Below are 14,988 nucleotides of genomic sequence, written 5' to 3'. Positions count from 1 at the left end.
AGACGCGTCCAGCAGCGCCGGATGCAGACCGAACGCAGCCGCGTCAGCCTCCGCACTCTCCGGAAGACTCACCTCCGCGAAGATCTCACCATCACGCCGCCAAGCACCCCGCAGGCCCTGGAACACCGGACCATACGCGAACCCGATCTCCTCGAACCGCTCATAGCACCCCTCAACGTCCATGACCTGAGCGCCGGTTGGCGGCCACACCGTCGCGTCGAAACCGGTCTCCGCCCCCTCGGAGCGGCCGGCCAGCGAACCGGTGGCGTGCTGGGCCCAGGGTGCGTCCACCGCGTCCGCCGCGTCCTCCGGGCGGGAGTAGATCCCCACCGAACGCCGGCCCGACTCATCAGGCGTACCGACCGCTACCTGCACCTGCACCGCACCACGCTCAGGCAGAGTGAGCGGCGCGGCAAGCGTCAACTCCTCCACCCGCTCGCAGCCGACCTCGTCACCCGCCCGGATCGCCAGCTCAAGCAAGGCAGTGCCCGGAAGAAGAACCCGGCCCATCACCGCGTGATCAGCCAGCCACGGATGCGACTGAACAGACAGCCTGCCCGTGAACAACACGCCCTGTCCGGCCGCCAGTTCCACGGCTGCGCCCAGCAGCGGATGCCCGGCGGAACCGAGACCCGCCGCACGCACATCACCGGCGGCACCGGACCGCGAACCGGTCGGCCAGAACCACTGGTGCTGGAAGGCGTACGTGGGCAACTCGACCCGCCGCGCCCCCGTCCCCGCGAAGAACCCGGTCCAGTCGACCGTCGCACCGTGTGCGTGTACGCGAGCCAGCGCGGCGAGGGCGGTCAATTCCTCGTCCCGGTCCTTGCGGGAGATCGGGACGATCGCCGCCTCTTCCGGCGCCGTTTCCTGGGCCATGGCGGACAGCACACCGTCCGGGCCCAGCTCCAGGAACGTGGTCACGCCCTGCTCGGCCAGCGTCCGCACCCCGTCCGCGAAGCGCACCGCCTCCCGGACGTGCCGAACCCAGTACTCGGGCGAGCACAGCTCCTCGGCCGACGCCAGCCCGCCGGTCAGATTCGACACCACGGGAATCCGGGGCGCGTCGAACGACAACTGCTCCGCCGCCGCACGGAATTGCTCCAGCATCGGCTCCATCAGGGGCGAGTGGAAGGCGTGCGACACCCGCAGGCGCGTGGTCTTCCTCCCCTGCTCCGCCAGCCTCGCCGCCACCGACAGGACCGCGTCCTCATCACCCGAGACCACGACCGAGGCGGGGCCGTTGACCGCGGCGATCGACACCCCGTCCGACAGCAGCGGGGTGACCTCGTCCTCCGTCGCCCGCACCGCGACCATCGCACCGCCGGCCGGCAGCGCCCGCATCAGCTTCGCCCGCGCCGCGACCAGTGCGCAGGCGTCCTCCAGCGAGAACACCCCCGCCACATGCGCCGCCGCGATCTCACCGATCGAGTGCCCGGCGACGAAGTCCGCCCGCACGCCCCACGACTCCACCAGCCGGAACAGCGCCACCTCAATGGCGAACAACGCGGGCTGTGTGAAGCCCGTGTCATTCAGCGGTTCGGCGTCCTCGCCCCACATCACCTCACGCAGTGGACGCTCCAACTCACCGTCCAACACGGCGAGTACGGAGTCCAGCGCCTTGGCGAACACCGGGAACCGGCCGTACAGCTCGCGGCCCATACCGAGCCGCTGGCTGCCCTGCCCCGAGAACAGCATCGCCGTCCTGCCGCCGAGCACCGACCCCGACACCGCCGACGGATCAGCGTCACCGGACGCCAGGGCGCTCAGCGCGCGGACCACCTCATCGGAGCCGCCGGACTCGCTCGCCAGCACCACCGCGCGGTGCTCGAACACCGAACGCCCCGTCGCCAGCGAGTACCCGACATCCACCGGCCGCAGCTCCGGCCGCGCCTCGATGGAGGAGAGGAGCCTGCCCGCCTGGGCCGCCAGCGCCTCCGGGGTCTTGCCCGAGAGGAGCCACGGCACCACAGCGGGGGCCGCGGCCTCTGCCACGGCCGGATCGGCCGCGAACTCGGCGACCGGCTCCGGCTCCGGCTCCGGCTCCGGCTCCGGCTGTTCGAGAATGACGTGCGCGTTCGTCCCGCTGATCCCGAACGACGAGACACCCGCACGCCGCACCCGGTCGGTCTCCGGCCACCGCGTCTGCTCGGTCAGCAGTTCCACCGCGCCCGCCGACCAGTCGACATGCGACGACGGCTCGGTCACATGGAGCGTGCGCGGCAGCACTCCGTGCCGCATCGCCAGCACCATCTTGATGACTCCGGCGACACCGGCCGCAGCCTGCGTGTGACCGATGTTCGACTTCACCGAACCGAGCAGCAGCGGACGCTCCGGGTCACGGTCACGCCCATACGTGGCCAGCAGCGCCTGCGCCTCGATCGGATCGCCCAGCGTCGTCCCCGTACCGTGCGCCTCCACGGCGTCCACCTCGTCCAGGGACACTCCCCCGCTCGCCAGCGCCTGACGGATCACGCGCTGCTGAGAAGGACCGTTGGGAGCGGTGAGGCCGTTCGACGCGCCGTCCTGGTTGATCGCGCTGCCGCGCAGCACCGCCAGCACCTGGTGGCCGTTGCGCCGCGCGTCGGACAGCCGCTCCAGCACCAGCATCCCGACACCCTCCGACCAGCCCACACCGTCGGCCGACTCGGAGAACGCCTTGCAGCGGCCGTCCGGCGACAGACCCCGCTGACGGGAGAACTCCACGAAGGTGCCCGGGGTCGACATGACCGTCACACCGCCCGCGAGCGCCAGCGAGCATTCGCCGCCGCGCAGCGCCTGGGCCGCCAGATGCATCGCGACCAGCGACGACGAGCACGCCGTGTCGACCGTGACGGCGGGACCCTCGAACCCGAAGGTGTACGAGACCCGGCCCGAGGCCACGCTTCCCGCGCTGCCCTGGCCCTGGTGCCCCTCAAACTGTTTGCCGTTCAGTTGGGTGCCGTAGTCGTTGTACATCACACCGGCGAACACACCGGTCGCACTGCCCATCAGCGACACCGGGTCGATGCCCGCCCGCTCGATCGCCTCCCACGAGGCTTCGAGCAGCAGCCGCTGCTGCGAGTCCGTCGCCATCGCCTCACGCGGCGACATACCGAAGAAGGCGGGATCGAACTCGCCCGCGTTCTCCAGGAATCCGCCCGAGCGGGTGTATGACGTGCCCGCGTGGTCCGGGTCCGGGTTGTACAACCCGTCCACGTCCCAGCCACGGTTGGCCGGGAAGCCGGAGACCGCGTCGGTGCCCTCGGTGACCAGCCTCCACAGGTCCTCCGGCGAGGCAACCCCGCCCGGGTACCGGCAGCTCATCCCGACAATCACGATCGGGTCGTCGGCCACGGGCGGCAGCATCCGGACCGGAATCGTGGTCTCGGTCTCGGTGCCGAACAACTCGTCCCCGAGATGGTCGGCGAGCGCTGTCGCGGTCGGGTAGTCGAAGATCAGCGTGGCGGTCAGCCGCAGACCCGTCACCGCACTCAGCCGGTTCCGGAGCTCCACGGCCGTGAGGGAGTCGAAGCCCAACTCCCGGAACTGAGACGTGGCGTTGACGGCCGCAGCGTCGGCGTGGCCGAGTACGAGGGCGACCTGACTCCGTACGAGATCCAGCAGTGCTTCGTGCCGGGCGGACGCGGTCAGTCCGGCCAGCCGGCCGAGAAGTCCGGTGTCGGTGCCGGTAACGGTGCCCGATCCGGTGACCGCGCTCCGACGCCGACGGGTACGGATCAACGACCCCAGCAGCGGCGGTACTTCACCCTGTGCCCGGAGTACGGAAAGGTCCAGCAGCACCGGTGCCACCACTGTCTCACCGGAGGCGAGCGCCGCGTCGAAGAGTGCGACGCCCTGCTCGATGGAGAGGGGTGGCATTCCGGAGCGGGCCAGGCGTCGCATGTCCGCCTCGGTCACCGTCCCGGTCATCCCGCCCGCCTGATCCCACGGACCCCAGGCCAGTGAGACACCCGGCAGACCCTCCGCCCGCCGACGCGCCACCAGAGCGTCCAAGAAGGTATTCGCGGCAGCGTAGTTGCCCTGTCCGGCGCCGCCGAACAGCCCCGCGACGGACGAGAACACCACGAACGCGGCCAGACCGAGATCACGCGTCAGCTCATGCAGATGCCACGCCGCGTCCACCTTCGGACGCAGCACCGTGTCCAACCGCTCCGGCGTCAGCGAACCGACCACACCGTCATCCAGCACACCCGCCGTTTGCACCACCGCGGTCAGCGGGTGTTCGGACGGTACGCCGGCCAGCAGACCGGATACGGCGGTCCGGTCGGCGAGGTCGCACGCGGCGACCGTGACCCGCGCGCCGTGCGCGGTCAGCTCGGCGACCAGTTCGGCGGCGCCGGGTGCGTCGGTACCCCTCCTGCTGGCCAGCAGCAGATGGCGCACACCGCGCTCGGCGACGAGATGCCGGGCCAGAACGCCGCCCAGGCCGCCCGTCCCGCCGGTGATCAGGACCGTACCCTCGCCGGTCCAGACCGGGGCTGCGGCCTGGCTCGCGTCGGAGCCTGTGGACACGGGTGCGGATACGCGGGCCAGTCGTCCCGCGTGGATCGCGCCGTCGCGGACGATCAGCTGCGGTTCATCGGAGCCGAGGGCCTTCCGCGCTTCGGACAGAGACGTCAAGCCGGCCGGGAGATCCAGCAGTCCGAAGCGGCCCGGGTTCTCCGTCTGGGCGGATCGCACGAGACCGCGTACGGAGGCCGCCGCCAGGTCGGCGACAGCGCCGCCGTCCACGGCCACCGCTCCCCGGGTGACGAACACCAGCCGCGAACCGGCGAACCGGTCCTCGGCCAGCCAGCCCTGGACCAGGGCCAGGGCCTCGGCGGTCAGCACGTGGGCCGACTCCGCGACCCCGCCCCCGCCCCCGTTCCCGTTCCCGTCCTCGGACGACGTACCGTCGATGCCCACCAGCACGGTGCCCGGCACCGGGGACTCCCCCGCCGCCAGCGAAGCGAGATCCGCGTACGTCCCGACCTCCGCACCGGCCCCGGCCATACCGTCGGCGAGTCCCAGCGCGTCCGGTCCGAGGACGACCACCGACCCCGGAACATCCGACTCGGCCACGGCCGTCACCGGCGTCCACTCCAGACCGAACAGCGCGTCACGGACGAGATCCGCCGACCCGGAGCCGTGCAACTGCTCGCGCGACACGGCCCGTACGAGCAGCGAGTCGACGGAAGCCACCGGCTGACCGGAGGTGTCGGCGACGGACACGGACACCGCGTCCTTACCGACCGGCGCCAACCGCACCCGCAACGCCGAAGCACCCGTCGCGTGCAGCGACACACCCTCCCACGAGAACGGCAGACCACCACCAGCCCCGTCACTGTCACTGTCGCCCGCCAGGAGCGAGGCATGCAGAGACGCGTCCAGCAGCGCCGGATGCAGACCGAACGCAGCCGCGTCAGCCTCCGCACTCTCCGGAAGACTCACCTCCGCGAAGATCTCACCATCACGCCGCCAAGCACCCCGCAGCCCCCGGAACACCGGACCATACGCGAACCCGATCTCCTCGAACCGCTCATAGCACCCCTCAACATCCATGACCTGAGAACCAGTTGGCGGCCACACCGTCGCATCGAAACCGGAGTCAGCCACAGTGGCGTCGGCGGTCGTCAGCGCGCCGGTGGCGTGCTGCGTCCAGGATCCTTCCGCCCCCTCCTCGGGACGGGAGTAGATCCCCACCGAACGCCGGCCCGACTCATCGGGGACACCGACGGCTACCTGCACCTGCACCGCACCGCGCTCGGGCAGGGTGAGCGGCGCGGCGAGCGTCAACTCCTCTACCCGCTCGCAGCCGACCTCGTCACCCGCCCGGATCGCCAGCTCAAGCAGGGCAGTGCCAGGGAGAAGAACCCGGCCCATCACCGCGTGATCAGCCAGCCACGGATGCGACTGAACGGACAGCCTGCCGGTCACCAATACGCCTTCGACCTCAGCGAGTTCGACAGCCGCGCCGAGCAGCGGATGCCCGGCGGAGCCGAGACCCGCGGCCCGTACATCCCCCGTTCCACCCAGCGGGCCCGCCGGCCAGAACCACGTGCGCTGGAAGGCGTACGTGGGCAACTCGACCCGCCGCGCCCCGGCCCCCGCGAACAGCGCCGGCCAGTCCGCCGGAACTCCCCGTACGTACAGCTGGGCGAGCGCGGTGAGCGCGGTCGACTCCTCGGGCCGGTCCTTGCGGAGGATCGGTACGGTCGCCGCGCCGTCCGGTACGGATTCCTGGGCCATGGCCGACAGCACACCATCCGGGCCCAGCTCCAGGAACGTGGTCACGCCCTGCTCGGCCAGCGTCCGCACACCATCCGCGAAGCGCACGGCCTCCCGGACATGACGTACCCAGTACTCGGCCGAGCACAGCTCATCCGCCGACGCCAGACCGCCGGTCAGGTTCGAGACGACCGGGATACGCGGCGCCGCATACGACAGCCCTTCCGCCACGGTACGGAAGTCATCCAGCATCGGCCGCATGAGAGGCGAGTGGAAGGCATGCGAGACGCGCAGGCGCGTGGTCTTCCGACCCCGCTCCGCCAGCCTCGCCGCCACCGACAGGACCGCGTCCTCATCACCCGAGACCACAACCGACGACGGACCATTGATCGCCGCGATCGACACCCCGTCCGACAGCAGCGGAAGAACCTCCTCCTCCGTCGCCTGCACCGCCATCATCGAACCACCCACCGGCAACGCCTGCATCAACGACGCCCGCACCACCACCAGACGGCACGCATCCTCCAGCGAGAACACCCCAGACACAAACGCCGCCGCGACCTCACCGATCGAATGACCGGCCACGAACTCCGGCCGCACACCCCACGACTCCACCAAGCGGAACAACGCCACCTCGACCGCGAACAACGCCGGCTGCGTAACGCCCGTCTCGTTCAGCGGTTCGGCGTCCTCGCCCCACATCACCTCACGCAGCGAACGTCCCAACTCGCCTTCCAGCGTGGCGAGTACGGAATCCAGCGCCTCCGCGAACACCGGGAACCGGCCGTACAGCTCACGCCCCATCCCCAGCCGCTGACTGCCCTGACCCGAGAACAGCACCGCCGTCCTCCCACCGACGACCGCACCCGACACCGCCGACGGATCAGCGTCACCGGACGCCAACACCGCGAGGGCTCGCACCGCGTCCGCAGGCCCACCGGCCAGCACCACGGCCCGGTGGTCGAACGTCGAGCGGCCCGTCGCCAGCGAGTAGCCGATGTCGACCGGTCGCAGCTCCGGCCGCGCCTCGATCGACGACAGCAGCTTGGCGGCCTGGCCGCGCAGTGCCTCGGACGTCTTGCCCGAGAGCACCCACGGTGCGACGCCCGACTCGGTCTCGGGGGCTTCCTCACTGCCCAGGACTGTTCCCTGGATGACGGTGGCCGGCTGCTCCAGGATGATGTGGGCGTTCGTACCGCTGATCCCGAAGGACGAGACACCCGCGCGCCGTGCGCGACCGGCCTCCGGCCACCGCGTCTGCTCGGTCAGCAGCTCCACGGCGCCTTCCGACCAGTCCACATGCGACGACGGAGCATCCACGTGCAGCGTCCGCGGCAGCACGCCGTGGCGCATCGCCATAATCATCTTGATGACTCCGGCGACCCCGGCGGCGGCCTGCGTGTGGCCGATGTTGGACTTCACCGACCCGAGGAGCAGTGGACGCTCCGGGTCACGGTCCCGGCCGTACTCGGCGAGGAGGGCCTGCGCCTCGATCGGGTCGCCCAGCGTCGTCCCCGTACCGTGCGCCTCCACCACATCGACCTCGTCGGCCGAGAGCCCGCCGCTGGCCAGCGCCTGACGGATCACGCGCTGCTGCGAAGGACCGTTCGGGGCGGTGAGTCCGTTCGACGCGCCGTCCTGGTTCACGGCCGAGCCCCGGACCACAGCAAGGACCTCGTGGCCGTTGCGTCGCGCGTCGGACAGCCGCTCCAGCACCAGCATGCCGACGCCCTCCGACCAGCCCACACCGTCCGCAGCGTCCGAGAACGCCTTGCAGCGGCCGTCGGGAGAGAGTCCGCGCTGTCGGGAGAAGTCGACGAACACCGAGGGGGTCGACATCACCGTCACACCGCCGGCGAGCGCCAGCGAGCATTCACCGCTGCGCAGCGCCTGCATCGCCCAGTGCATCGCGACCAGCGACGACGAGCACGCGGTGTCCACCGTCACGGCCGGGCCCTCCAGGCCCAGCGTGTACGACACCCGGCCCGAGGCCAGACTCGGCGAACTGCCGCTCCCCTGGAAGCCCTCGAACTCCGGGCCGCCGAGGACGGTGCTGTAGTCGTTGTACATCACTCCTGCGAACACACCGGTCGCACTGCCCTTCAGCGAGACCGGGTCGATCCCGGCCCGCTCGATCGCCTCCCACGAGGTCTCCAGCAGCAGCCGCTGCTGCGAGTCCGTGGCCATCGCCTCACGCGGCGACATCCCGAAGAACGCCGGGTCGAACTCGCCCGCGTCATGCAGGAATCCACCCTGTCGTGTGTACGACGTGCCCTTGTGGTCGGGGTCCGGGTTGAAGAGACCGTCCACGTCCCAGCCACGATTGACCGGGAAGGCGGAGATCACATCGCTGCCCTCGGTGACCAGTCGCCACAGGTCCTCCGGCGAGGCCACGCCGCCCGGATAGCGGCAGCTCATGCCCACGACCACGATCGGATCGTCGACCAGTGCGGGGGCCCGCCTGGCCGTGGGCAGTGCCACGGCGGCATCGGCGCCGAACAGCTCATCGAGCAGGTGGTCGACCAGCGTCTCGACCGTCGGATAGTCGAAGACCATCGTGGCCGGCAGTCGCAGTCCGGTCACGGTGTTGAGCCGGTTACGGAGTTCGACCGAGGTCAGCGAGTCGAAGCCCAGTTCGCGGAAGGCCCTGCCCGGGTTGACCGCGTTGCCGTCGGCGTGGCCCAGGACCAGGGCGACCTGCCCGCGTACAAGGTCCAACAGCACCTCCTGACGCTCAACCACCGTCAGCCCGGCCAGCCGCTCCACCAGCCCCGCCGCCGTAGCCGAACCAGCCACCGCAGCAGCCCGACGCGACCGCGAACGAATCAACGACCGCAGCAACGGCGGAACTTCACCCCGCGCACGCAACACCGGCAGATCCAGCCGCACCGGAGCCACCACAGCATCACCAGTAGCCAGAGCCGCGTCGAACAACGCCACACCCAACTCCACCGACAACGCCGGCACACCCGCACGAGCCATCCGCTCCGCATCCGCCTCCGACAACGTCCCCGTCATCCCACCCGACTGACCCCACGGACCCCACGCCAACGACACACCCGGCAGACCCTCACCCCGACGACGCTCCATCAACGCATCCAGGAACGCGTTACCCGCCGCGTAATTCCCCTGCCCCGCACTACCGAACAGAGCAGCGATGGACGAGAACACGACGAAGGCCGAAAGATTCTGATCATGCGTCAGTTCATGCAGATTCCAGGCGGCGTCGGCCTTCGGCCGCAGGACCTTGTCCAGCCGCTCCGGCGTCAACGAACCCACCACACCGTCGTCCAGCACACCCGCCGCATGCACCACGGCGGAGACGGTGTGTCGAGTCAGCAGTTCCGCCAGCGCGTCACGGTCCGTGACATCGCAGGACTCGATCGACACCTCGGCGCCGCGCTCGGTCAGTTCGTCGGTCAGTGCTTCGGCGCCGTCGGCGCCCAGGCCGCGGCGGCTCACCAGCAGCAGCCGGCGTACGCCGTGCTCAGCCACCAGATGCCGCGCCACGACCGCGCCCAGACCACCCGTACCACCGGTGATCAGCACACTGCCATCGCCATCCCAGACCGGATCTGCCGCAGGCTCTCCCACCGCCGCGCGCACCACACGCCCGGCCAGGACCTCGCCGTCCCTCACGATCACCTGCGGCTCATCCGCGCTCAGCACCGACACCGGCAGAGTCACCGGACCGGCCGGATCGAGATCGACCAGACCGAAGCAGCCCGGGTTCTCCGACTGCGCCGACCGTACGAGACCCCGCACCGCAGCCGCCGCCACATCAGCGCCACCCACAGCACCCCGCGTCACAAAGACGAACCGCGACTCCGCGAAACGCTCATCCGCCAACCGTTCCTGAAGCTGTCCCAGGACTTGATGCGTCAACGCCCGTGCCGCATCGGCCGCGTTGGCATCGGGCTCTCCGATCACCGGGATAAGCACCACACCCGGCACCGATGCTGCCCCATCGGCGGTCAACGCGGCGAGACCCGGGGCGAGTTCGGGCTCGGCTCCCGCTTCACGCAGGGCCTCGATGAGGCCCAGGGTGTCATGGCCCGCCACCGCGATCGTCTGCGGAGTGCCAACGGACGTAGCGGACACCGGCAGCCACTCCAGCCGGAACAGCGCGTCCCTCGTCGGCCCATCCTCATCGCTCAGAGCTTCCGCCGACAGCGCGCGCATCGCCAACGACTCCACCGACGCGACCGGCGCACCCGTCACATCAGCCACCGCGATCGACACCGCGCCATCAGCCTCGCGCGTCAGCCTCACCCGCACCGAAGAAGCCCCCGACGCCTGCAACGACACCCCGCTCCACGAGAACGGGACACCACCACCCAGCCGGTCCGAGCCATCAACCGACGCACCCACAGACCACGCCGAGTGAAGCCCGGCATCCAGCAGCGCGGGATGCAGACCGAACGCCACCGCGTCGCTCTGCGCGTCCTCGGGCAGGCTCACCTCCGCGAAGACCTCGCCGTCCCGCCTCCAGGCCGACCGCAGACCCTGGAACACCGGACCGTACGCGAAACCCTCCGCAGCCCGAGCATCGTAGAAACCCTCCAGATCCACCGGCTCAGCACCCACCGGCGGCCACACCGACGCATCAAAATCAACCACAGCCCCGGCCCCGGCCCCAGCACCCACGACCAGCACACCCGTCGCATGCTGCGTCCACGGCGCCTCAACCTCCCCCTCAAGACGCGAGTGAATCGCGACCGCACGCCGCCCCGACTCATCCGCCACACCCACCCGCACCTGCATCTGTACGGCGCCGGGCTCGGGCAGAGTAAGGGGCGCGGCGAGCGTCAACTCCTCGACCCGGTCGCAGCCCACCTCGTCACCGGCCCGGATCGCCAGCTCAAGCAGGGCAGTGCCGGGGAGAAGAATGCGGCCCATCACCGCGTGATCGGCCAGCCACGGATGCGTCTGAACGGACAGCCTGCCGGTGAACAGCACACCCTCACCCTCGGCCAGCTCCACCACACCGTTGAGCAGCGGATGCCCCGCCGCCACCAGCCCGATCGCCGCCGCGTCATCCGCACCACCGCGCAGACTCCGGGGCCAGAACGCCTGGTGCTCGAAGGCGTACGTCGGCAGATCCACCCACGACGCGCCGGTACCGGCGAAGAACCCGGCCCAGTCCACGGCGACACCACGTACATGCAACTGGCTCATCGCGGTGACGGCCGACAGTTCCTCGGACCGGCTCTTGCGGAGGATCGGTACGGTCGCCGCGCCGTCCGGTACGGATTCCTGGGCCATGGCCGACAGCACACCGTCCGGGCCCAGCTCCAGGAACGTGGTCACGCCCTGCTCGGCCAGCGTCCGCACACCATCCGCGAAGCGCACGGCCTCCCGGACATGGCGTACCCAGTACTCGGGCGAGCACAGCTCATCCGCCGATGCCAGACCGCCGGTCAGGTTCGAGACGACCGGGATACGCGGCGCCGCATACGACAGCCCTTCCGCCACAGTACGGAAGTCATCCAGCATCGGCCGCATGAGAGGCGAGTGGAAGGCATGCGAGACGCGCAGGCGCGTGGTCTTCCGACCCCGCTCCGCCAGCCTCGCCGCCACCGACAGGACCGCGTCCTCATCACCCGAGACCACAACCGACGACGGACCATTGATCGCCGCGATCGACACCCCGTCCGACAGCAGCGGAAGAACCTCCTCCTCCGTCGCCTGCACCGCCATCATCGAACCACCCACCGGCAACGCCTGCATCAACGACGCCCGCGCCACCACCAGACGGCACGCATCCTCAAGCGAGAACACCCCCGCCACAAACGCCGCCGCGATCTCACCGATCGAATGACCGGCCACGAACTCCGGCCGCACACCCCACGACTCCACCAAGCGGAACAACGCCACCTCGACCGCGAACAGCACCGGCTGGGTGTATCCCGTCTCATTCAGCAGGTCCGCGTCGTCACCCCAGATGACCTCACGCAGCGAACGTCCCAACTCGCCTTCCAGCGTGCCGAGTACGGAGTCCAGCGCCTCCGCGAACACCGGGAACCGGCCGTACAGCTCATGACCCATCCCCAGCCGCTGACTGCCCTGGCCCGAGAACAGCGCCGCCGTCCTCCCACCGACGACCGCACCCGACACCGCCGACGGATCCGGGTCACCGGACGCCAACACCGCGAGGGCTCGCACCGCGTCCGCAGGGCCACCGGCCAGCACCACGGCCCGGTGGTCGAACGTCGAGCGGCCCGTCGCCAGCGAGTAGCCGATATCCACCGGCCGCAGCTCCGGACCGGACTCGACGTGGGAGAGCAGCCGGCCCGCCTGGCCGCGCAGCGCCTCCGGCGTCTTCCCGGACAGCGCCCACGGCACCACACCCGGCTCCACCACGGGAGCCTCCGGCCTGGCGACCACTGTTCCCCGGATCACCGTGGCCGGCTGTTCCAGGATGATGTGGGCGTTCGTACCGCTGATCCCGAACGACGACACGGCTGCACGCCGCGCGCGACCGACCTCCGGCCACTCCACCGGTTCCGTCAGCAGCTCCACCGCGCCTTCCGACCAGTCCACATGCGACGACGGAGCATCCACGTGCAGCGTCTGCGGCAGCACCCCATGACGCATCGCCATGACCATCTTGATCACACCCGCCACACCGGCGGCGGCCTGCGTGTGACCGATGTTGGACTTCACCGACCCGAGCAGCAGCGGACGCTCCGGGTCACGGTCCCTGCCGTACGTGGCCAGCAGCGCCTGCGCCTCGATCGGGTCACCCAGCGTCGTCCCCGTACCGTGCGCCTCCACCACATCGACGTCATCCATGGACAGTCCGCCGCTGGCCAGCGCCTGACGGATCACGCGCTGCTGCGAAGGACCGTTCGGCGCCGTCAACCCGTTCGACGCACCGTCCTGGTTCACGGCAGAACCCCGGACCACCGCCAGCACCTGGTGGCCGTTGCGTCGCGCGTCGGACAGCCGCTCCAGCACCAGCATGCCGACACCCTCCGACCAGCCCACACCGTCGGCCGACTCGGAGAACGCCTTGCAGCGGCCGTCGGGCGACAGACCCCGCTGACGGGAGAAGTCCACGAACACCGTCGGCGTGGACATCACGGTCACACCGCCGGCCAGCGCCAGCGAGCATTCACCGCTGCGCAGCGCCTGCATCGCCCAGTGCATCGCGACCAGCGACGACGAGCACGCGGTGTCCACCGTCACGGCCGGACCCTCCAGACCCAGCGTGTACGACACCCGGCCCGAGGCCAGACTCGTGCTGCCGCCGCCCTGGAAGCCCTCGAACTCCGGGCCGCCCAGCAGAGTCGTGTAGTCGCTGTACATCACTCCGGCGAACACACCGGTCGCACTGCCCTTCAGCGAGACCGGGTCGATCCCGGCCCGCTCGATCGCCTCCCAGGACGCTTCGAGCAGCAGCCGCTGCTGCGAGTCGGTGGCCAGCGCGTCACGCGGCGACATGCCGAAGAACGCGGGGTCGAACTCGTCCGCGGTGTGCAGGAAGCCGCCTTCCCGCGTGTACGACGTCCCCATGTGGTCGGGGTCCGGGTTGAACAGCCCGTCCACGTCCCAGCCACGATTGGTCGGGAAGCCCGAAATCGCGTCAGCGCCTTCGGTGACCAGTCGCCACAGGTCTTCCGGCGAGGCCACGCCGCCGGGATAGCGGCAGCTCATGCCCACGACCACGATCGGATCGTCGGCCACCGCCGCAGCGCGCGTGGCGGCCGGCACGGCCACCGCGGCATCGGAGCCCAGCAGTTCATCGAGCAGATGGTCGACCAGCGTCTGGACCGTCGGATAGTCGAAGGCCATCGTGGCGGGCAGTCGGAGCCCACTGGCGGTGTTGAGCCGGTTACGCAGTTCCACCGCCGTGAGTGAGTCGAAGCCCAGTTCGCGGAAGGCCCTGCCCGGGTTGACCGCGTTGCCGTCGGCGTGGCCCAGGACCAGGGCGACCTGCCCGCGTACGAGGTCCAACAGCACCTCCTGACGCTCAACCACCGTCAGCCCGGCCAGCCGCTCCACCAGCCCCGCCGCCGTAGCCGAACCAGCCACCGCAGCAGCCCGACGCGACCGCGAACGAATCAACGACCGCAGCAACGGCGGAACTTCACCCCGCGCACGCAACACCGGCAGATCCAGCCGCACCGGAGCCACCACAGCATCACCAGTAGCCAGAGCCGCGTCGAACAACGCCACACCCAACTCCACCGACAACGCCGGCACACCCGCACGAGCCATCCGCTCCGCATCCGCCTCCGACAACGTCCCCGTCATCCCACCCGACTGATCCCACGGACCCCACGCCAACGACACACCCGGCAGACCCTCACCCCGACGACGCTCCATCAACGCATCCAGGAACGCGTTACCCGCCGCGTAATTCCCCTGCCCCGCACTACCGAACAGAGCAGCGGCCGAGGAGAAGACCACAAACGCCGAAAGCTCGTGCTCACGGGTCAGTTCATGCAGATTCCAGGCGGCGTCCGCCTTCGGCCGCAGGACCTTGTCCAGCCGCTCCGGCGTCAACGAACCCACCACACCGTCGTCCAGCACACCCGCCGCATGCACCACGGCCGACACCGTGTGCCCGGCCAGCAGCTCGGCGAGGGCGCCACGGTCCGCGACATCGCAGGCCGCGACCCGGACTTCGGTCCCTTGCAGCTCCAGCTGGGCGACCAGTTCCTCGGCTCCTTCAGCGCCCAGGCCGCGGCGGCTCACCAGCAGCAGCCGGCGTACGCCGTGCTCAGCCACCAGATGCCGCGCCACGACCGCGCCCAGACCACCCGTACCACC

At 70.2% G+C, this 14,988-nt stretch carries 1 protein-coding gene; it reads right to left on the bottom strand.

All coding sequences use genetic code 11. From position 1 onward, the window contains the following. A partial coding sequence (locus ACFRKB_RS38540) for an SDR family NAD(P)-dependent oxidoreductase (protein WP_383111254.1) occupies window positions 1–14,988 on the bottom strand: 14,988 nt, incomplete at both ends.

Origin of the sequence: Streptomyces scopuliridis, assembly GCF_042790125.1 — a bacterium.
Lineage (GTDB): Bacteria > Actinomycetota > Actinomycetes > Streptomycetales > Streptomycetaceae > Streptomyces > Streptomyces scopuliridis_A.
The sequence above is the reverse complement of the archived record's forward strand: the minus strand, read 5'-3'. Positions and strand labels throughout refer to the sequence as shown.